The organism is Okeania sp. SIO2C9, assembly GCF_010672455.1.
GTDB lineage: Bacteria > Cyanobacteriota > Cyanobacteriia > Cyanobacteriales > Microcoleaceae > Okeania.
In genome coordinates this window covers 14,477-36,645 of sequence record NZ_JAAHGO010000035.1, presented here as the reverse complement: position 1 = coordinate 36,645, position 22,169 = coordinate 14,477, and the positions used below count along the sequence as shown (strand labels likewise).

Annotated in this window: 14 protein-coding genes and 1 pseudogene; 9 read left to right on the top strand and 6 right to left on the bottom strand. The window is 36.1% G+C overall.

Annotated elements, in window-relative coordinates; all coding sequences use genetic code 11:
* Window positions 1-288 precede the first annotated feature (288 nt).
* From F6K23_RS23800 to F6K23_RS23790, 3 genes are all read right to left on the bottom strand, one after another.
* Complete coding sequence (locus tag F6K23_RS23800) at window positions 289-1,785, bottom strand: transposase (RefSeq protein ID WP_293160409.1); 1,497 nt, start codon at window positions 1,783-1,785, stop codon at window positions 289-291.
* Window positions 1,786-2,367: 582 nt separating this feature from the next.
* A complete protein-coding gene (locus F6K23_RS23795; protein WP_293160407.1) occupies window positions 2,368-2,943 on the bottom strand; it encodes a DUF3038 domain-containing protein in 576 nt (191 codons plus the stop codon).
* A gap of 856 nt (window positions 2,944-3,799) precedes the next feature.
* Window positions 3,800-5,674: a DUF1565 domain-containing protein gene (locus tag F6K23_RS23790; RefSeq protein WP_293160405.1), complete on the bottom strand. Its 1,875-nt coding sequence runs from the start codon at window positions 5,672-5,674 to the stop codon at window positions 3,800-3,802.
* A gap of 378 nt (window positions 5,675-6,052) precedes the next feature.
* On the opposite strand from F6K23_RS23790, the gene F6K23_RS23785 reads away from it, so the two are divergent.
* The 5 genes from F6K23_RS23785 to F6K23_RS23765 all read left to right on the top strand — a co-directional run bounded on the left by F6K23_RS23785 (window position 6,053) and on the right by F6K23_RS23765 (window position 11,975).
* A complete protein-coding gene (locus F6K23_RS23785) occupies window positions 6,053-6,274 on the top strand; it encodes a hypothetical protein (RefSeq protein ID WP_293160404.1) in 222 nt (73 codons plus the stop codon).
* An 864-nt stretch (window positions 6,275-7,138) separates the two neighbouring features.
* Window positions 7,139-8,221, top strand: coding sequence for a thiamine phosphate synthase (locus F6K23_RS23780; protein ID WP_293160402.1), 1,083 nt, complete (start codon window positions 7,139-7,141; stop codon window positions 8,219-8,221).
* 9 nt (window positions 8,222-8,230) lie between these two features.
* Window positions 8,231-8,449: a sulfur carrier protein ThiS gene (thiS, locus tag F6K23_RS23775; RefSeq protein WP_293160400.1), complete on the top strand. Its 219-nt coding sequence runs from the start codon at window positions 8,231-8,233 to the stop codon at window positions 8,447-8,449.
* A gap of 536 nt (window positions 8,450-8,985) precedes the next feature.
* Window positions 8,986-9,930, top strand: a complete 945-nt coding sequence (locus tag F6K23_RS23770) for a DUF1517 domain-containing protein (protein WP_293160398.1) — start codon at window positions 8,986-8,988, stop codon at window positions 9,928-9,930.
* A 1,175-nt stretch (window positions 9,931-11,105) separates the two neighbouring features.
* Window positions 11,106-11,975 carry a CYTH domain-containing protein gene (locus tag F6K23_RS23765; protein ID WP_293160396.1) on the top strand — a complete coding sequence of 290 codons (870 nt, stop codon included), beginning with the start codon at window positions 11,106-11,108 and terminating at the stop codon, window positions 11,973-11,975.
* Window positions 11,976-12,591: 616 nt separating this feature from the next.
* Here the strand turns inward: F6K23_RS23765 and F6K23_RS23760 are convergent.
* A complete protein-coding gene (locus F6K23_RS23760; protein ID WP_293160394.1) occupies window positions 12,592-12,792 on the bottom strand; it encodes a hypothetical protein in 201 nt (66 codons plus the stop codon).
* A gap of 895 nt (window positions 12,793-13,687) precedes the next feature.
* On the opposite strand from F6K23_RS23760, the gene F6K23_RS23755 reads away from it, so the two are divergent.
* The 4 genes and pseudogenes from F6K23_RS23755 to F6K23_RS42080 all read left to right on the top strand — a co-directional run bounded on the left by F6K23_RS23755 (window position 13,688) and on the right by F6K23_RS42080 (window position 18,272).
* Window positions 13,688-15,001 (top strand): FAD-dependent hydroxylase, encoded by a 1,314-nt coding sequence (locus tag F6K23_RS23755; protein WP_293160392.1) that lies wholly within the window; start codon window positions 13,688-13,690, stop codon window positions 14,999-15,001.
* Between the two features lie 1,580 nt (window positions 15,002-16,581).
* Entirely contained in the window at window positions 16,582-17,043 is a 462-nt protein-coding gene (locus F6K23_RS23750; protein ID WP_293160390.1) for a hypothetical protein, read from the top strand.
* A 148-nt stretch (window positions 17,044-17,191) separates the two neighbouring features.
* Complete coding sequence (locus tag F6K23_RS23745) at window positions 17,192-17,662, top strand: TIGR03985 family CRISPR-associated protein (RefSeq protein ID WP_293160388.1); 471 nt, start codon at window positions 17,192-17,194, stop codon at window positions 17,660-17,662.
* Window positions 17,663-17,696: 34 nt separating this feature from the next.
* A pseudogene (locus F6K23_RS42080) lies at window positions 17,697-18,272 on the top strand (TIGR03985 family CRISPR-associated protein).
* Between the two features lie 472 nt (window positions 18,273-18,744).
* Here F6K23_RS42080 and F6K23_RS23725 read toward each other — a convergent pair.
* Both F6K23_RS23725 and F6K23_RS42075 read right to left on the bottom strand, forming a co-directional pair.
* Window positions 18,745-19,308, bottom strand: coding sequence for an HD domain-containing protein (locus F6K23_RS23725; RefSeq protein WP_293160380.1), 564 nt, complete (start codon window positions 19,306-19,308; stop codon window positions 18,745-18,747).
* A gap of 748 nt (window positions 19,309-20,056) precedes the next feature.
* The gene (locus F6K23_RS42075; protein ID WP_367267800.1) at window positions 20,057-21,886 is read right to left on the bottom strand and encodes a PQQ-dependent sugar dehydrogenase; all 1,830 of its coding nucleotides are present in this window, start codon (window positions 21,884-21,886) and stop codon (window positions 20,057-20,059) included.
* Between the last annotated feature and the right edge of the window lie 283 nt (window positions 21,887-22,169).

The window sequence follows — 22,169 nt, the reverse complement described above, 5'->3', positions numbered from 1 at the left end:
CGAATCGCCCCAAATAATTTTAAGCACCCCCTGTAAGGTAGTGTACTAAACTCGCCATAGATTAAGATAATTTTATCTTTATCTACAGCTTTAACAGTAATTTCCTCATAGCAATTTAATTATAGTTGAGTTATATAGAGTAGTAAGTAGCCAAGATCTTAAGATATCATCATATAATTTTTTTAATTTAAATTTAGTATACAGGGATAAATTTTATCTGAAAAAATCAAAAGAGAATTAAGGTATGAAACAGTTTAAACTCTCTGAAGTTTACCGTTGCTTAATTCTCTACCATGCTTGACATACTCCCGACGCTGCTCTACGAGACAGTGCGGGATTCTTCAGCCAGAGAAACCCTGACCGCAGTTTTAACAGAGGTGATGTCCTCCCCCTGTGTAGATAACAATCCAACCCACCCCCATCCCCTCCCGGGAGGGGAGCTAGAGGGGTGGGTGAGTTATAGTCCCTATCTAGTTCCTGTCCACAATTACTACATGAATGCCAGCACTCTGATAAACTTTTTGAGACTTTATTCAAGTATTTCCAACAATGTTGAGATGTACCTTTAGGGTCTACTTTGACGATACTTTTACCAAGCTTCCATGCTACATACTCTAAAACTTGGATAAATTGACCAAAAGCTGCATCTTGCAAAGACTTATTCAGTCCTGACTTTGCGGACTGGCCGTTTGGTAATAACTGACCATTATCTCCTAATTTGGCTTTGCAACGTCGGACTAAAGAAGCTACCTGTAGGTCTTCAAGAAATATCATGCTTGCATCTGAAAACAGATGGTAAGCAAGTTTTAATTGCCAATCCAAGCGCTGTCTAGCTATTAGTTGATGAAGTTTAGCTATTTTACCCTTGAGAATTTTCCAAGGTTTGGAATGCTTGGACTTTTTGGCCAATCTCACCTGAAGTTTAGATAAACGATGCCCAGAGAACCTAAAAAACTTAGGTACTTCTATAAATTCACCATAACTGGTAACAGCGTAATGCAACAATCCTAAATCAATACCTTTTGAGTTATCTGAGGTGGGTTGAATTTCTACAACCTCTATAGGTACAGCTTTATCTTCTATCGTGAAGCTGATATACCAACCATCAGCTTCACGGATTACTGTACCTGTCTTGACCTTGAATCCTTTTGGTATTGGGCGATTGAAGACAAAAGGGACTAAACCTATCTTTGGCAGATTTACACAAAAACGACCGTTGGCATTTTTGACAATGTTGGTATTTGATAACTGAGGATAACTGAACGAATTATAATAATGCTTCCCTTTGAATTTCTGCCTCCCACTGGTTTTACCGTTTTTGTCAGGTTTGGTCAAGTTATTCATTGTTGTTTGTACTCTTTGGATAACATCCTGAAAAACCTGGGAATGTATGGACTTATATTCAGGGAATAGTTGTTTTGTTTGTGCCAAGTCTGCCAGTTGCACAGTTTCCCATAACACATAACCATTGACTATATTTGGATGTTTATCCCCTTTCTTAGTTATTGAATTACCATTACTGTCTTTTTTTCTACCGTCTCTTGTTTGTGTTCTAAACTCAGGAATGTTTTTATAAATTCGTTGTAGGGACGTTGCATGCAACGTCCCTACTACTACTGAAACATTAAGTGGACAAGTGTTTACTGGTGTGCGCGTTGATTCAAACCAATACAACCTTTCAGCTAAACGGTAATTATATTGCTTTGTGACTAATTCCAACCAATTAGCTATAATTGCCGCTTGCCTTTTATGTGGTTTAAGCTTGTACTTGTATTTCAGTAGCATTGAAATATCGACCTTTACACCTACACTTCTTATCATAGTGGCTGTTATATTTGACTACTCCCCGGCCTAAAGGCACGGGGATTCTAAGTAGATACTACGCAACACGGATTTATCGTGTTGCTTCGTTTATTCTTAGCTGACCAAAGATATATTCTTTGGGGACAAGTCAAAGTGCCCCTACACAGTCGGCTAAGGGCAATGCCTAGCGTTCTGTTTACTTTTTATTGATAAAAATAGCACAGGACAACTAAAGTTGTCTAGTCTAAACGACTCCCTTGTTTTCATCCCCCGGTTAAAACACGCTTGCTCTCAACGTCGCTTTTCGGTAATTTTCAAAAGTCACTATAAATAATTATGAAAAATCATTTTGTATCTAGTGGTAGAGCTGTAAATGAATCACACATATAACGCCCGGCTTTCCCATACGACGCTGAATTGGAAATTACAGCGTGGGACTTCTGGCCGGGAAAGTTAAAACTTTTTCAATCAATCAATCAATTTGTGAGTTTTTTGTTAAATCGGTATTTTGAATTCTGCTCAAGCATTTTACTTCATACTAAAAATTTAGTATGGTTTTGGGGTCTAAAATTTCAGACTTGACCAAAGACGACTGCACCCTTGAGGAGCACTATAAAATAATAAATCCACTAATAACTTTAGACCTAATTTTTCTGGGTTATCGTGGGAAGTATCTTCAGAATATATGTGATATTGTTTATATGCTTTTTCAAATTTATCAAGATATTCTCTTAATAAGGTAACTGATTGAGGTTTTGTATTTTGAGCAGCCACCTGTTCCATTAATGCTACTGCACGACGAATTAATGATTGGTTTTGTTTTGCCAAGTGACATACAATTAAGATGAAAGATTTCACTTCCTCTGTTTTCAGAGGTTTGTTTGCCGAGACACCCCGTTTTTCATCTACCACTAAAGTCAGTTCATCAGCTAACTTGGGAGGTATATTCAATTTACTCGCTACTCGCAATATGCTGTCTGAATTAATTCCTGTTAAAACATTTAGGGCTAATAATTGTATGTCCAATTTTGTTCTAATCTGGTTTGATTGAACTTTTTTGGCCATGGCAGGGTGGGTATAATCTTGTCTCGAAGGCAGTATCAAGACTGAGGTATTGCCAGGAGAAGAAGATGTTACCATATCGTAGACCTCTTAAAAATTTATTACAAGCACGTCCATTGTAGTCGCACTTTGCCAAATTGTGTCTACATATTCGGAAAATTTTTTTTACCGAAAAATTGGGTTTAAAGCCTCCCCCTAAAAGGAGGACTTTATGTTATATCAAATCCGCCTAATTGCACATAGATCCAATAACGTAATAGTCATGGTTTTAAGCTATTGATTGTGAGAGTATTTAACCGGATTTGATATTATGCTTAAAAAAGCGGAAAGGTATTCAACCGCTCTAAAAACCTATAACTACCTAACTTGTAGCGTTTGCACCTTGAAAACTGCGGTCAGACCCCGCGTCGCCGTCAGCTCGCTTGCGGAATACTGACCAAGAGAAGAGCTAGGGGGTTTTGTACAGGAATGCTTGTGCTTAGGAATTGCTCTAAGCAACAAGTATCAGAGAACCAAAGTTTTTTTAAGGTTTAAACTGTACCGTAGGACATACGGGAACAGGCTCTTGATAGCGCAGCTCCTCCGGAGGAGGCAATAGAGCGAACACTTGGTCCGAGAACCATCTCTGGACTAGATGCCGTAAGGTGTTTAGTTTAAGTGGACTCATTGTTGGCGTAGCCTTGCGGAGCGCAAACCAAGAATCCTGGTTTCAGGAGAATCCCCGTGGGTTTACGCCGGGGAGTATGTCAAGAAATGTTGGTTTATATCATGTCCGGTTGAACAGTTATAAATAAACGACTCAGGAGTCAGGAGGACCGAGTCAGGAGGGAATAAAGAAGAAGAAAGAGAAAGTTTTTTGATCACTAATTATCCGGAGATAATATTACTAATATTTTTTTCAAAAAATTTCAACCCTGTCTTTAAGGGTGGGGTGTTATCTGATAAGTATAACTTTGGCATTCAGACCATTATTCCGTAAAACTTTTAATAGTTGATCTGCCTCAAGACGACTACGAAAAGCTCCAGCTTGCATAACTGAATTACCATTAATATTCGTATTAAAAGCATCTGGTACAAGCGATCGCAACTTATAGGTCTGAGCAGCATTATTGACATTAACAACTACTCGATAACGTAGACCTAAGGCCGCAGCACGACTTTGAGAATTACGACGTAAGGATAGTCTTGGCATTGGGTTAGGATTAGGATTTTGATTTCTGCCAATACCGGGAGGGACATAACCACCACGACCAAGGGGAATATTTGTGCTTGGTACAGATAGTAAACCAGGAGATGCAACTGGGGTAGTGGGTTCAAAACTTGGGGTAGTGTTCCTAGGAGGTAAATTTCGCCATCTTTCTAAAGTTCTGCTCCGTGACTCTGGTGGCGATACTGGTATTTCAATTGCTCGTGTATTCTGATAATTCGGATTAGTTTGTAGTAGTCTTTGTAAGTTGCCTTGACGACTTGTTGTCTGGTAGGAATTTCCCCTAGACCTTGGAGTTTCTGGAGCTGGGACAGGGATAAGAATTGTAGTAGAATTTCCCGGTCTTTGTGATGAAATAATACTATCAGAACTGTTCCCCTCCTGTAATTTTTCAGCTTCAGCAGAAAAATTTGCTTTCTTTGACGTTGTCTGAATTTCTGCTTCAGTAGAAGCAGTTTCCATAACTTGCTCTTCCTGGGAAGACTCTGTTTCTGGATTTACTTTAGGGGTAGTTACAATATTCGGCAAAGGAGCAACTCGTGGGGGTGGAGCAATTTTCCCAGCAATGTCAATACTGCCATAATTACGGCCGCTTCCTAAAGAATTTCCATAAGCAGGAAGAGTTTGACCTTTTACTGCATGATAAATATTATACCGAATGTTATTACGAATAGTATTACGACCAGGTTCTTGAGAGTTACCTAGATCCGGTAATGATTGAGCGATCGCTGCTACTCCATCTTTTCTATTACCCTCAATATAATTACCCCGCAAAATTGGGCGTGTATTTCCTTGAATAATAATCCCACTTTCATTTTCAATTAGACGGTTTCCTACTACTTTTGGAGCAGCATCATCAGATATTTTAATTCCAATACCAGTATTTTGAAACAAATTATCTCTAATTTCTGGCTGAGAATTATGATAAATTGTGATGCCACTTACCCGATTTTCATAGAAATTATTTTCTTGAATAATTGCTGTATTACTACCCACGATAGAAATGCCATTTACAGTATTACCAGTAAAAGTATTTTTACTAATAACACAACCACTAGATTCTATCCATAAACCATAACCTTGAAGATTAGGATTTATGACTGTTATGCCAGTTAAATTGGACTGATTAGCAGCTACTATTGTAATATTTTTCTGATTTAAAGTCGGACTATTAAAATCACCTCCACCCTGAATCAAAACATTTTTTCCACGGTTAAAATAGTTACCTTTAATTGTTATTTTTGGCTGCAAAATTAAAGGGAATTTTTCACCTGTTTGTCTACTGTAAGTTCCGGGAGAAAGTAAAATTGTTGTGTGAGGTTGAGCAATTTTCAAAGCATAAGTAATAGTTTTCAAAGGAGCGGTTTTAGTACCATTTCCAGAGTCACTACCAACAGATGAACTAACATAAAGTACATTTATTTGAGAATTAGCTTGAGTTTCTAGGGATTTGGCCACTTGTTGTGCAAATGGTACTGCCAAACTTGCAGAAGTAAATATCCCTAGTAGTGCAGTGGCTAAAATAGGTGATAAAAAGTTGATTTTACGCAGTAAATTTGTTTGATTATTTTCCTGCGAAAAAAGGATAAATATTTGTTTCACGGCTTTCCTCCTAGGAAACTGTGACAGACAATTTAGTTATTATATTTTGTCAAGTCTCTCTTATTATAGGTGTTTTGAATAAATATTTTAATTTTTGTAAAGAGGGGTTGATTGTTAAGGATAATGGATAAGTATTACTAGAGTTAGCAAGGGTCATTTTGATAGTTATGAATGGAACTTTGCAATTACCCGAAAATATTTGCTGTTTCAAATCATTTTGTTATTTAAAAAGTCTAATTTTCTTTGGTTATGGATATGATTTAGGGTCAAGTATTCAGTTAAAATGTTGTGCATTTTAACTACTATAAAAACATTACCTATATTTTGAGTTGTTCGTATTCATTGAATAATTAATCCTCCTTTATTTATGGATATACTTTGGTATTAGAAACAATAGGAGAAAAAGGTAGAAAAATAGTCTATCCTAGTCACGTCATGGTATACAAAAACAAGGGATACCTAGCACGGGAGCAAGATGCTCCCACTGCTGTATGTAACAAAAATAATGACAATGCACGACCAATAAAAATGCACTACTACCGAAAAGTGTTCCTAAGCTGTTGTGCATTTAAAGCACTTATTTCTTGTGTGCCTAATTAAAAAGACAACCCCTATTACTTCTGACTTTTGTACGGGTGATTTCCTAACATAATGCTCCGCAAACGCGTGTACTGAAAAATTAAGGTATAAAGCCTCTCCATTCATGGAGAAAAAAGCGGTCGAGGGATGGATGGGTTTCCTAACCATATCCAATCGACCAAGAGAAGAAAAAAATTCCTTTTCACCCAATCCTCTTCCTTTCAAGGAGAGGTAATTCTAAATTCTAAATTCTAAATTCTAAATTCTTGAAGAAGTATTCCGGAACAGAAATTACCCCTACTAACTTCTAACTTGTGAAGGCGCATTTTAAATGTGTCTTAGCTGATATCCCCTACTCCCCTACTCCCTATCTTTAAACTATATAGATATAAAAACATACCCTCTAGCTATTGAGCAAAAAAAGTTAAGGCTTCATAGAAATTATTAGAGTTGCTTTGACTGATAAATTCAACTAATTATTTCTTGTCTAAATGTCTCATATCTCCCATGAAATTTACTTTAGACCTCACAATAATTGTCAAAATTAAATCTTTTTACTTTCCTTTTTTTATACTTCTATTTTGCTTGACGATCGCTATAGAAATGTCTAGTAAACCTCACAAAAAATTGCACCCCTAAAGTCAGAATGTCTATAAATATATATGGCCTAACGATTTTGAGATTTACCCTAAAGTAGTAATCTCAATCGCTAAACTATTTCAGAAATTATTTGAACAATAATTAAATTCTGTATTGCAGGCAATATTATACTATAAAACGGTCTATATTAATAGCAAAATTTATCATAGTCTGCCCCTCTGTATTTGAGAGAGCAAGATTATAGTCATGTTGACAATAAGGATTAAAATTTATAGGGTAATTATTATGAACGATAAGTATAATTGGGGTCAAAATGTACAGTCAGGGGTTCGCCGAATTTTGGATGCTAACCTAGATAGGGCCAGGGAAGGTTTAAGAATTATAGAAGAATGGTGTCGATTTGGCCTCAATAGTATACATTGGGCTAATGAATGTAAACAACTACGTCAAGAGATTGGGAGTTGGCATAGTACAGAATTAAGAATGTCCCGAAATACCCCTGGCGATCCAGGCACAGAATTGACTCATCCAAAGGAAGAGGAACGCTCAGATGTTCAACAACTTCTACAAGTTAACTTCTGTCGCTTAGAAGAAGCACTACGAGTTTTAGAAGAATACGGCAAAATTTATAATTCTCAGATGGGTTCCGCTTGTAAACAAATACGTTACCGAGTTTACACGATAGAAAGTGGACTTCTCGCCTACAGAAGATATCAGCAATTGCAAAACTCCTACCTTTATCTAGTTACCTCACCCAACGATAAATTAATCAATATAGTAGAAGCAGCTCTTCAGGGAGGGTTAACTCTTGTCCAATATCGCAATAAAACAGCAGACGATATAACAAGATTGACAGAAGCTCAAAAACTCTCTCAACTCTGTCATCGCTACGGCGCTCTATTTATCGTTAATGACCGAGTAGATTTGGCGATCGCTGTGGATGCAGATGGAGTTCATCTAGGACAGAATGATATACCAGTTAAGCTTGCTAGACAACTGCTTGGCCCTCAGAAACTTGTAGGTCGTTCCACTACAAACCCAGAAGAAATGAAGCGAGCAATTCAAGAAGAAGCTGACTATGTAGGAGTAGGGCCAATATATGAAACCCCTACCAAGTTAGATAAACCAGCAGCAGGTTTAGAATACATTGGTTATGCTGTGAATAATTGTACTATTCCTTGGTTTGCCATTGGTGGAATTGATATGCAAAATTGTGATGAAGTTTTATCTTCTGGTGCGGAGCGTGTATCTGTAGTTAGGGCAATTATGCAGGCAGAACAACCAACTTTAGTAACTCAATATTTTCTTTCTCAACTAAATCGCTATCAAGCCCTACGCTCTCATAATATATTACCAGAAAAAATCTAAATATTACTAATGTCAAGTCAAATTACGCTCAAAGTTAACGGAGAAACCCATACTTGTTTACCCCATACACTTTTACCTAATTTTCTCGAACAGTTGGGGCTAAACCCTCGGTTAGTAGCTGTGGAATATAATGGTGAGATTTTACATAGACAATTTTGGGACAAAACTGAAATACAAGCAGGGGACAAGTTGGAAATAGTTACTATTGTGGGAGGAGGTGTTGAATGAAGTCAGAAGTTAGAAGTCAGAAGTTAGAAGTTAGATTTGATAGGCTAAAAGCGGGGATTTATATTTATATATGGTTATAGGTAGTGGTGTACAAGTAGTGATTTTTGTAGTTTTGTTTCTGGCAGTGAAAGGGATTTAATTATAAATATAACTACATCTACAGGACTACCTGGTTATAGTAACTAAAAACTATAGTGCTATATATTTTAATACTTAGGCAAATATACTTGACCAAAAAATAAAGAAAATTCAGTATGTGTAGGGGCGAATGGCATTGGCGTTCCGCCAAGCTCCGAATTGCGCCCTTTGCGCCCTCACTGGATTTAGTGTCCGTGCGTAAATCCCGATCAATACTTTTGACTTTTAACTTCTGCGTAGCGACACTAGACTGTAACTTCGACTACATAATTTTTGATTTTTGATATTCTGTGATTCAAGTACGGATATCCCAATAATTAAATAACTAGATTTAGCTGCACAGTCTAGATAGAAAGCGGTACATTAAAAATGTATAGCAATAATAATAATGATTATTTATGAATAAAAAACTGCTTTCCCAGATCGTAAAATCTGTTGTTGTCATTGGGTTAGTTCTCACTTTAGTCTTCAGTCAAGCTGATGCAGCTTTTGCCGCTCGGAGTGGAGGTCGTATTGGGGGTGGGTCATTTAGAATGCCCAGTCGTAGTTATACATCACCTACCCGTAGTCCTGGAGGTGGTTACTATCCTCGAGGAGGTATTGGTTTCCCATTTTTATTACCTTTCTTTGGTTTCGGTGGGTTTGGCAGTCTGTTTACAATTTTGATTTTTATTGCGATCGCTAATTTCTTGGTTAGTAGTTTCCGAAGAGTAACTCAGGGAGATGAGTTTGACAGCTATAGCAATAATCCTACAGTTTCTGTTGCTAGGGTCCAAGTTGGTTTATTGGCAGAAGGTCGTAGTTTACAAACAGACCTTGATAGAATAGCGGAAAATGCTGATACTGGTTCTGCTGCGGGTAGAACGCAAGTTCTCCAAGAAGCTACATTATCTTTATTGCGTCACCCTGAATATTGGGTTTATGGATCTGCCGAAAGTGAACAAGCAAAGCTAGACTCGGCAGAAGCAAAGTTTAATCAGTATGCTCTGACTGAACGCAGTAAGTTTTCTGAGGAGACTCTTTCCAATTACAATAATCAATTAATTGATAAAGACCTTGAAACTTCTCTACCTGTTAGTGAAACTGATAGTGAATTGGTAACTCAGCAAGTAGAAGCACCAGGGGAATATATTGTGGTTACTGTTGTTGTTGGTACTCAAGGTAAATTACAGTTACCAGTTATTAATAGTACAGAAGATGTAAAACGTGCTTTAAGTCAAATGGGTACTATTTCTAGTGAGCAGTTATTAGCTGTTGAAGTTTTATGGACACCTCAAGCAAGTGGCGATACTTTGACCTCTGAAGATATGGTTGCTGAGTATCCAAATCTTAAACTGGTTTAATTATTTGAAAGAAGGAAGAAGGAAGAAGGAAGAAGGAAGGAGGAAGGACCGAAGTTGTGATGATTTTGCTTATGGTGTAGTCAGTGGGAGCATCTTGCTCCCGTTGTGAGTGTTGCTTGTCTCCATATCTTCTCTAACCCTTCTTTCCTTATATAGAATCCGGTTATATAGTATATGTTGATAATTCTATAATTACTTCAAGCTTTTAATCTCTCCTACTCCCCCACTTCCCTACTCCCAACTTACAATAACTATTCAACCGGATTCTATATTACTCCTAAGTGTAAGTATTCAAGCGGGCATTATATAGATATTGTAAGGGCTAAAGCCCAACTACAAACAAGAATTTTATTATAACTAATCATCCGCAATTCGTAGCTCCACCGGAGGGGGCACATGGTATTAGTATACTGTTTGTTAAACTATAATATTCTCCATTCTTAATTTCTTTAAGGGTGGGGAATATTTGTTTTTGATTTTTAATATATTGCTGATTGGCTCGAAGAATGAAAGGGTTCAACAATTAATAATGAATAATTACCTCTCCTTGAAAAGAAGAGGATTGACTAATCATGAAAATTTTTTTTATTATCCCCTTAAAAGGGGAGGCTTTAAACCACAATTTTTCGGTAAAAGTTGTTTAATCGACAAAATTATTCTGATTTCTAGCAGATGCGATGGAATTTATAGTTAAGATTACTTCGGAATTTATCAATATTTGATTGTTGTTTAATATTAGTAGCGTAGCCAGGATATTTTAGACAATAACATTGACCTAAAATATAATGTGAATAGTTATTATATGTAAGCATTTCCTCCGGAATGCTGCGCAAACAGCCGTCAGCCATCAGCTATCAGAAGAGTGCTTTTAATTTAGGATAAAAGCAATATTTAATTGTCTTACTACAAAAGTTTGCTCCCTTGCCCTTAAAGTCTATTTTAATTTAAACACTGTCCTATATGAGAGAGTCTTGTTGCTGATAGCTGACAGCTAATAGCTGTTTGTGCAGCATTCCGCAGGAAATACTTACTATTATATTAATCCATATATTTCACAAATTAACTATCAGCTATCTCAGGGTTGCATCTGGTAAAAAATATCCTCAAACTTAAAATTTGAATCAATAAGTTTGAGGTAGTTATAACTCGTACACAGATGCAATAAAGAATTAGTGATGAAGAACTGCAACCAAGCAATTAATTCCAGAGAATACAAATTAATTCTCAATATTAATCAATTTTATGACCGTACTCATACTGTAGAAAGATTTGGCAATTTAGTTGAGTCATTGACACAACAGTTTAAAGGAAAAGTTATTAGCCAACAAACTGAAGAAAAATATAGACAAATTTATTACTTAGATACACCAAATTTTGATTTACGTCATCATGGTTTTATCCTGAGAATTAGGCGAGAAAAAAAATATCATCAACTAGAATATCAGGTGACTCTAAAACATCGTGAGTCAGACCGCTATTTGTCAGCTTCACAGGATTTGTCGGCAACAAAACCAGGTAAGACTAAGTTTGAAGAAGATATAATTCCGCCATTTCAAAGCAAATTTTCTCAGTCAATATCTGTAACTAAAGATCGGCAGCCTAACTTTGAAAATATTAAACAGGTTGCGAAATTATTTCCTGGTTTAAAAGCTCTTGATATTCCCGAACAAACTCCAATTGAATTAGTTAATAATTTTCGGGCTTTTGAAGTTGTAAGGAAACTAGCAAATTTACAATTTGGAGACAAACATATTGTGAAAACCGATCTAAGTTTCTGGTATTTAAATACAACAGATAATTTACCGTTAATTGCAGAATTTTCACTTAAATATCGTCTACCTAAAAAATTGTTAGAATCTCCAAAAAAATTAGAACAATTTCCTCTGCCAATGATTCAAGGAACAAATTATTTGTTTAAAGCTTTGCAAAAACAATGGGAATGGATAAATTTTCACCCCATGACTAAAACTGCTTATGTTTATGGCGAAGGAAATCAATTTCAAAATATGTTTTTGGCAGAAAAAAAATCTCTTTTGGTTGCTTAATTTAGTAGGGTGCTGTTAACGACAGCGTAACTGAGCAAAACTCAACGGTGCTTCATTAATTGATAATGGATAATTGATAATTGATAATTACCTCTGGTTAAAACCGCTCTTGATTGAATATAAGGAGATATTATTTCTTCTCTTGGTCGATTGGATATGGCGAGGAGACCCGCTCTTATCAGAGCCGCTCCCCTAACGCCATCCCTCAACCGCTTTTTTCCCCTTAAAAGGGGAGGCTTTAAACCTGAATTATTTAATTATTAATTATTAATTATTAGGTAATACTATACTCCACTTCGTTCCGCTCACACACCCTACTACTAATAAAGAGGTAATATAAAGTAGTGAATTTTTATTGATATTGTTCCCAAGTTTCATCCTTTAATTTTTCGGCTAAATCTGTAACATCATTCACACTACCAATATCAAAGTATCTTTTACTGCTTTGCATTCCCCCAGGAGTCGTCTTGCGAAAATTAGTCGGATGTAAATCAGCTAATAAAAATACTCTTGCTGGATACCATGAATTATCAATATAGCTACGACGATTTCTAGCAATTTCAACTAATTCTTCATCCGATTTATCAACGTTTTTCCACTTAATAGAATACTCATCTTATGACTCAAGATCCACAACTGCTTCAATCTTAGCTACCCGGTCTACTTGTTTATTTCTATAGACTCCAAAGTACAAACTGCGACGATGACTATACTGACCACCTTTTGCTGTACAAACATATATATTATGGTTAATAACATCATCATAAGTTCCAGCACAATTCACAACATCTAGACGATATTTCCAAGATGGTAACAAATTTTCTTCATCAAAATACTCTTCTCAGTCGGCGATCGCATCGGCTAGATTTTTTGGTAAACCTGCCACTTTTATTGACTCTAGAAAATATTCAAAACTAATAGGTAAAAATAAAATTTTATCTGCTTCAGCAATCTTTTTAACATTGGAAAAAGCCGGATCATTAGGTTCATCTTGTTCATAGTTAGCAAGAGCAATAAGAACTTTTGCCCCTTGCTTTTGCTTAAGGTTTTCTAGATGACGTAATAATTGTCCTTCATCAAAATTATTTCCCCTTTTAGTTTCAATAAAAATAGGTAAGCATTCAGCTATTAGCAGTCATCTATCAGCAATTAGTAATGAATAATTACTTCTCAGGTTTATAAATGGGACTTTAGCAGTAAATTTTTATTCTTTCTCAATTTCAAAGGTTGTTTTTATCTTCTACAAAATTAATAGCTGATAGCTAATAGCTGACGGCTGAATACTTACAAAAATAGAGAAAGGTTCTTGAGTAATTTCTCCATCAGGAGTACTTTGTTTTCTTCTTACTTGTTGAGTGAATTTGACTCCAACTTTTCCAGATAAACCTTCACCTCATAGTTTACTCAAAACTTCCGATAAAAATTTAGGATTTTCTTCATAAAGCATTTTGAGAATCAGGAGACAATGGTTTGTAGTCTGATTTTCTCTTTGAGAATAGGAGGGAAAGAGGCGAATATTTCGGCTCATTTCATTTTAAATCAATATTTTGACGGATTCCATAATAGTTTAGTACTATAGCACTTTAATTCTGTCTCCTGACTCCTTCTTAAAATTCTCTCTTCAGTCAAAAATCAGTCAGATTTTTCCGAAAAGTTGCGCCACAATATAGGGAGAGTATAAATTACTAGGCACTTGATTATTTTTGATAAATATGGTAATGGAGCAACTTTCCCAAAATTCTCTATCTGAAACAACTGTTAAACCAAAATTAGATTACGATTTAGTTATCGTCGGTGGGGGTATCGCTGGCACCGCTCTTGCTTGTGCTTTGAAAAATTCTGGCTTAAAAGTGGCATTGATTGAAAGTCAACCTAAGTCTGTAGTTGCAGCTAGAAAACTTGCTTATAATCTCTCCTTAACATCTGGCAGAATATTAGATGGCATCGGAGTTTGGCAACAAATTTTGCCTAAAATTACTACATATCAGCAAATTAGTCTTTCTGATGGTAATTATCCCCGTACTGTCCAATTTTATCCTGATGATTTGGCTATTACTGGTAAAAGGCCAACTTTAAAGGAGGGATTGGGTTATGTGGGAGAACATCAGGTGATGTTGACGGCAATGCAGGAATTTTTGACAGACTGTGAGCAACTTACTTGGTTATGTCCAGCGGAAGTTTTGCGGGTAGATTATAAATCGGATTTTGTGGAGGTTGAGCTAAAGCAGAAGGATACAGATAGTTTGTCTGGTGAAAATGACAGTTTGACTGTCCGCTCTCGGTTGGTGGTAGGAGCAGATGGGGCGAGGTCTCCTATTCGTGAAGCTGCTAATATTGGTACTCATGGTTGGAAGTATTGGCAGTCTTGTGTGGCAATGACGATTAAAACTGAAAGGTCTCACAATAATATTGCTTTTGAGAGATTTTGGCCGAGTGGCCCGATGGGGGTTTTGCCCTTGCCGGGAAATCGCTGTCAGGTGGTTTGGACTGCTCCTCATGCTGAGGCGAAGGCGTTGCAGGAGTTGGATAAACAGGAATTTTTGGCTAAGTTGGAGTATCGTACTGCTGGAAAGTTGGGTAAGTTGGAGTTGTTGAGCGATCGCTATGTTTTTCCGGTACAGTTGATGCAGAGCGATCGTTATGTTGAACACCGTCTAGCTTTAATTGGGGATGCTGCTCATTGTTGTCATCCTGTAGGTGGTCAAGGTTTGAATATGGGTATTCGGGATGTAGGAGCGATCGCTGAGGTGATTAAGTTTGCTCATCAGCAAGGTGAGGATATTGGAGATATTGGGGTATTGAAGCGTTATGAAAGTTGGCGGAGGAAGGAGAATTTCGTAATTTTAGGGGTTACTGATTTTCTGGATAGAATGTTTTCTGCTAGTGTGTTGCCTATAGTAGCGGTTCGTCGTTTAGGTTTGTGGGGTATGGGAATAGTTCCGATTTTTAAGTCTTTGTCTTTACGGGTAATGACTGGTTTATTTGGTCGTCATCCAGAATTAGCTCAGATGTTGTCTGTTAAGTAGATATGTGATAATAATGTAGGGAGGTTGTATAGAACTTCTCTACATTAGGTTGACTTTTTTTATAGTCTATCTATGGTAGATTAGGAGTATTAGCTCCAAAGTTATCCGAACTTTACCGATTCTTCATAAACTCTATAAAATTTTTACTGAATCTTTATATTCTATCTTTACCAATTCTTCATAAACTCTATAAAATTTTACTGAATCTTTAAAAATAAACCAAGTAAGTAGCATATAATAAAGACATTAAAGTGATAAGCGCTGCTGCTACTTGTACTTGGATGGCACTAAGGACAAAGGTGGCGCATTTTTTAAAGTAAGATAGGACTTACCTAGTAGAACTTATTTCTGTCATTGCGACCGACAGGGAAGCAATCTCAACAACTACTTTTTAGTAGCTCGTGCGTAAGTCCTCTAAGAGTTACATAAATCATGGATATCTAATTGTAACTAATAGTAAGCTGCGAGCAAAAGTAAGATTCTGTTACTGTAACTCGAACTTAGTAAAAGTAAGAAATATAAAAAAATTCTCATGCAGCTATAAACGCTTCAATAGTTGAATATGAAACGCTTCTAATAGGAAAAAATGCCAGGGAGTTAGTATTAAGTATGGTTCAAGTAGCTAAGTGTGATTTTACTTAAGAAATAGGAAGATTGATAGCAATTTTCCTATTCTAGAATTTTTAAAATTTACACGATCAGCTTCTACTGAATTAATTCAAAAATCCTGTACTTGTAAGCTATACAAAATATAGCTATAGGAGTAAGTAGAAGGGTTAAAGATAAAGTGAAAGTAGATAAAGTGATAAGCGCTGCTCCTACTTGAATTATTTCCAAAATAATAGAAGCAGTTGTTTGGGTTTGATTTTTCATTAGAAACTCCGGAACGAACTTGGATGAATGAACTTGGATGGCTGATATCTGATATCTGATATGTATTAATCTTAAGAGTTCCAGCTAGGTGTTGCAACCCTTTTTCCGAGACTTCACTGAATCTTTAAAAACTTCACTGTAAATTTCACTCTAAATACTCCAGGACTTACGCAAATTAACCTTTAAAACGCCATATGTAGTAGCGAATAGTATTCGTCATCACTTTATTTAGTGTCTGTGCGTAAGTCCTGTACTCTAAGTAAAAGTAATCAGGAATTACGCAAATTGACTGTTAAACCACTATCTGTAGGGGCAAGTGGTATTTGCCCTCCTTTGAAAACATTCTCACAGGGTAACACCTCAAAACCTTTATTAAATAAGGGTTGAGACTAAAATATATTCTATGACTAATTACAGGACTTAGGCATAACCACTGAGAGATAAAAGCTCTAGAATATATGAAGCTATTGTAAAGTGTGTACAAAATCATTTACAAAATGTTTGTACTATGGTAAAATTAGTAATTTGTGACTCAACAGTAAGTTATCAGCTCAAAACTTTGATGCTACAGTAATTTATGAAATTCAAAAGTCAAAAGTTAAAACTCAGACAACGCAAATTTCTTCCTCCTTCCTTCTTCCTTCTTCTAACGTAAATTTCTTCCTTCTTCCTTCTTCCTTCTTCCCTCTTCCTTCTTCTTTCCGATCATGCTCTCTGAATTTAGCTATTCTCCCACTCCAGAAATATTAGATTGGTTAGCATTAGGGCGATTAGGAGATAGATTTAATCGCTCAATTAGAGTGTGGGTTTTATTAAAATATTTTTATGGAAAACCAAATAATTTACCAGCAGAATTACCAAAATATTTTACTTGTATAGACTTCCGTGAATATTTTTTTTCGCCACAACATCCATTGAGCGATCGCTTAACTGTAGAACAAATAAAAACAGAATGTCCAGACAAAAATTGTATTTGTAAAAAGTCAGTAAAAGAATTAGTTGAAACTGCAATTATTCCCCTATCAATTAAAGAATGGGAGCAGAAAATTACAGATAAAATGGGTGGGGAAGTTATCAAAATACAACAACGTCCTTTTGCTACAGTACATCGTACAATTAGAGATGATTTAAAGTATTTAGCTAAGTTAGGATGGCTAAAAAAAATCTGAAGCTGGAAAATATTACTGTCTACAGCAAAACGACTGGCCTCAACCTCCGGTCGTTGAAACAGAAAGATGGGATATTTCAGAATTATCCTCTTCTCAAACTTGGCAATTATTAAAGATTTTAGAGTCAGTTTCTTTCGTACAACCTAATTTGGAATTAGTAGTCGAATCTGTGTGGGAAAAAATAACTCAACAACAATCAATACCAAATTATAATAATCAACCACAACGCCGAATTTTTATACATTTAGATTACATTTTATCAGATGAAAATCAAGACCAAGTTGATAATTATCAGCAACAAATTGAGGATTTATGGCATCAATCATTGGGTGGGGTAATTAAGTTTCAATATTGGATAGCTTCTTCTGAAAAACAAGTTGAAATAATAGTTTATCCAGTTTGTTTACATTATGCACGTCGGGCTAAATATTTAACAGCTTTTGGCACAGACCCTTTTGGTAAATTTGGCTGGCATAATTATCGTTTAGACAGAATAGTATCCGAACAATTAACTATTTTAAAATGGGGTAATTCTCAGATACCTAAAAAATTGTCTACAGTGGTTTTCATTTGGGTAGACCACAGTAGGGGCGATTCGCGTTTGCGGAGCATTCCGTAGGAAATCGCCCCTACAGGATTTTGCTTGTGAAGATGTGGTTCATCAATTTGAAAAGCGCTGTAAATTATGGGAAAAAGGAAAATTACCAACGATAGAATATGTGGAACAAGAACTAGAAAAAGCTTGGGGATTTAATTTGTATTTGCCTCGAGATTTGTTAATAATGAGATTTGAATCTAAGTTTGCCCGTTGGTATGTGGATGATACGGTACGACATCCTACATTTCAGCCAATCATATCAAATCCGGTAGCATCGGTGTAATTAGATGGTGAGTAGGGGAGATGGGGAGTTAGGGAGATATTTGGTAATGGTTGAAGATGGAACATTTTTTTATACCGAATTAAACGGATTTGATATCAAATATCAAAATTTATCAAAGTTAGTGCAAAAAAAATAAAAAATCCCCAAGAAAAACAACAGCTATTGAATATTATTAAGGCGCGTTCTCCTCAAGATGCTTATTATTATGGATGGATAAGAAATGGAGATATTAATGTCTTAATGCGGTTGAGAGATTGGCGGCCAAAGGGGGAAGTTATTGCTCCTATTTCAATTCGAGAAAAGTTGATTTTAGAAGCAGAACAAGAATTAGCTAATTATCATAGGTAGCTTTGTTTTGTAGGGTACATTGCAACGCACCTAAAAATTCTGGAAAAGTAGAACTATAGCAGTCGAAGGAAAGGTTAGGACAAATCAAAAGCTTAAAATTAAGACAACGTAATACCAAGCGTGATAAATGTTTGTTACAAATGGTAGGGACGTTGCATAAGGGCGTCCCTACGAAAGAAGGAAGAGGGAAGAAGGAAGAAGGGGTAAATATTGAAAAAAAGGGAAAAAAGATAGAGATAACTATCTCAAATGAACTTTAGTCGCTATTTTTAAGCATATTCGAGCAATATCTACCTTTTTTTAGCATTCTTTTTTCAAATTAGTATAAGATTTTTCCTTCTTCCTTCTTCCTTCTTACTTCTTCCTTCTTCCTTCTTACTTCTTCCTTCTTACTTCTTCCTTCTTACTTCTTCCTTCTTACTTCTTCCTTCTTACTTCTTACTTCTTCCTTCTTACTTCTTACTTATTCAATTTAAAATTTTTCTAATTCAGCAATAACTCTCATAAATTCTTGCTTCAAATAATTATCATCTTCATAACAAGAAAGCAAAGAATGATAAAACCAAAGAGTTTTTTCTTTACCCCCACGAAAGCGCTTCCAAACTATTTCCCCCTCCTGACGTAATGCAGCTAATAAGTCTCTCCCATTATGTAGTTTATCAGCAAGAGAAATACGCTTTACAGATTGAGAACCATGACGAATTTGCTCAATATAACGTAACTTTCGCTCCTCCCAAGGTGGTTTAGGAATAGTCTCCGACTCCGTACAACCATCAATAATATTCACCACTGTTTCACCAAATAATTCCAGGATACGTTGACGAGTTGCCATACCTCCCCTATCTTCCACCGCATCATGTAATAAAGCAGCGATCGCTTCATCTTCGTTCCCTCCATTTTCCAATACTAAAGCTGTTACGCTCAACAAATGAGCAATATAGGGTGTACTTCCGTCCTTGCGTAACTGTTGAGAATGTAATTGGTGAGCATATACTAATGCTTGTTCAAATTTTTCTGTTAGTTTTGTTGTTGTCATTTCAGTTATCAGTTATCAGTTGTCATATTTTTTTCCTCTTCCCTATTCCTTATTTTGTGACTGTAGTAATGTTCAATTGCATTTATATAACTCAGGACTTACGCAAAATATCAAATTATACAAAATCTGTAGGGGGGAACGGCCGTTTGCCCCTACTATATATAGTGGTTGTGTGTAAGTTCTGTAACTATTTTCATTCCCATTAAAGTTCTGCTAATGAACGCACTTTGTGGTTAAATTACCTTAAAATTGCTGTAATTGTACCATATTTCGGGCAAAACTTAAGATGCGTTTACCGAAAAATTGTGGGTATGCGCCTCCCCTTTTGAGGGGATAATAAGCGGTCGTTTGCGGAGCAGTCCGTTAGGATGGGATGGCGAGGTCTCCTCGCCATATCCAATCGACTCCTGTGAAGAAAAATTTTCATGAATTTGTCAATCCTCTCCTTGAAAAGAAGAGGTAATTATTCATTATTCATTATTCATTATTCATTATTCATTGTTGAACCTGGGTCTGATACCACCACCTACTTTGTGTTGTTAGTTATGATTTTCTATTGACATTCGATTGAGTTTGATAGTAGTCTTTTATGGTCTAAATATGTCGTTAAAGCTATATTAAAATCGTTCTTATTGTCAGCCGTAATTGTCAACGATTGATTCAACTACCAGGAGCGTTTAATACTGAGATTGGCACAGCTTTTAAAGACTTAATTGATCAAGGATTTGAGAATTTTAACACCTAACACCTACGACCTTTGAATCCGATAAATTCGATTATTCACCTCTTCAGTAAACAACAAACTCCCATCTGGCAAAACCTCTAAACCAGTCGGACGACCCCAAGTAGTTTCCTCCAAAACATCCAGAAAACCTGTCAAAAAATCTCGATATTCTCCAGTAGTATTTCCATTTCCATCAAAGGGTACAAAAACTAATTTATAACCTGTGGGTTCCTGACGATTCCAACTACCTCTAAATGCTACAAATGCTCCATTTTGATATTCTTCTGGGAAAGTTTCACCATCATAAAATTGCAGTCCTAAAGGAGCAGAATGAGCTTGAAATAATACATCAGGCGTTTTAGTTTCAGCTACTAAATTCGGATTTTCTCCTGCTCTTCTAGGGTCTTCCAAATTAGGTGAGAAATAAGCATAAGGCCAACCATAAAATTCTCCTGATTCTAATCCTGTTAAATAATCAGGAACTAAATCATCTCCTAACCCATCCCGTTCATTGACAGTGGTAAAAAGTTGATTTGTAATTGGATGAAAATCTAAACCCACAGGATTTCTTAAACCAAAAGCAAAAGTTTGTTGATTAGAACCATCTAAATTCATTACTTGAACTGATGCTCTGGGTAATGGTTCTACAGATACATTAGAGAGAGAACCAATAGAAACAAAAAGTTGATTATTGGGAGAAATTGCTAAGTTTCTAGTCCAATGACCTCCTGTTGGTAAATCTGCTATTTTTTCACCAGTACTATTAATTTCTAAATCCCCAATATTGTAAGGATATCGTACTACTGAGTCTGTGTTTCCTACATAGAAATAATCTTCGGTAAATGCCATGCCAAAAGGTTGATTTAATCCATTTTCTGCATCGGCAAAAACTTGAGAAAAATCGACAGTACCATCCCCATCTGTATCGCGTAATAAACGTATTTGATTAAGTGGTGTTTCTGTTACTAATACATCTCCTGTAGGAGTAACTTCTAACCAACGAGGTCTTTCTAAATTTTCAGCAAATACATTAACAGTAAATCCATCGGGAACTTGCAAAACTGGATTATCGGGAACAGGAATAATATCAGCAGGATTAGAAGCACTATCAGTAGCAAAAGGTATGGGTAATGAGTCTAGAGAAATACGGATATTTTCTGATAATAATGTTTGAGTTTCTATAAAGCTGCTGTTGCGGTTTTCATTAGATTCTATATCGAGAGAAAAAAAGCTATTGCTGTCTAATTCAGTAGGTAAAATACCTAAAACTCTACCTATAATTTTTTCCGACTGCCTAATTTTAATTGAAGTATCATTACCCCCATTCATAGCAGCTTCTATTATTAAATCATTAACTGTTAAACCCGAAGTTAAACCAAAGCGATCGCCTACTTCAAAATCTGTAATTACATCTGCTTCTTCTGAAAGCACAAAAATATCTGCACCTGTTCCTCCAGTCAAAGTATTTATTCCTAAATCTCCATACAAAGTATCATTTCCCGTACCACCAATTAGAAAATCACTTTCTTTTCCTCCTCTTAATATATCGTTTCCTGCATCGCCATGAATTTCATCATTTCCTAAATTTCCACTCAGGAAATCATCATTATCGCCACCGAAAATTAAGTCTAAATTTTTGCCACCAAATATTGTATCGTTTCCTTGATTTCCGTCGATCGTATCATTGTCTTGATTACCATTAATAATTTCTGCATCTATAGCTCCAATAATTGAGTCATTGCCACTTAAACCAAGTAACCCACCAGGCAAATTGACAAGTAATTCTGGAGTTAGCTGAAAGTTGTCAGACTCGGAGGTTAATTCATAAAATCCGTCGGGGGTTGGCCCACTCATTATTTTTGAATTTACTTAAGTTTTTTTCTATTTTATAGCAGGGAATAGGGAATAGTGTGAAAAACGGTGGTGGTGCATAGTAATGGTAGAGGGAGTGTGGGGGGTGTGGGGGGTGTGGGAAGTGTGGGAGGTGTGGGGAGTGTGGGAAGAAATTAAAAAATATATATCTTCACACGTTAGCGAGCAGGACAACCGAAAAAACATTTTTATACCAGGGAATAGGAACAGTAGGAAAAATATTTCCTCTTATATAGAATCCGGTTATACAGTATATGTTTATAAT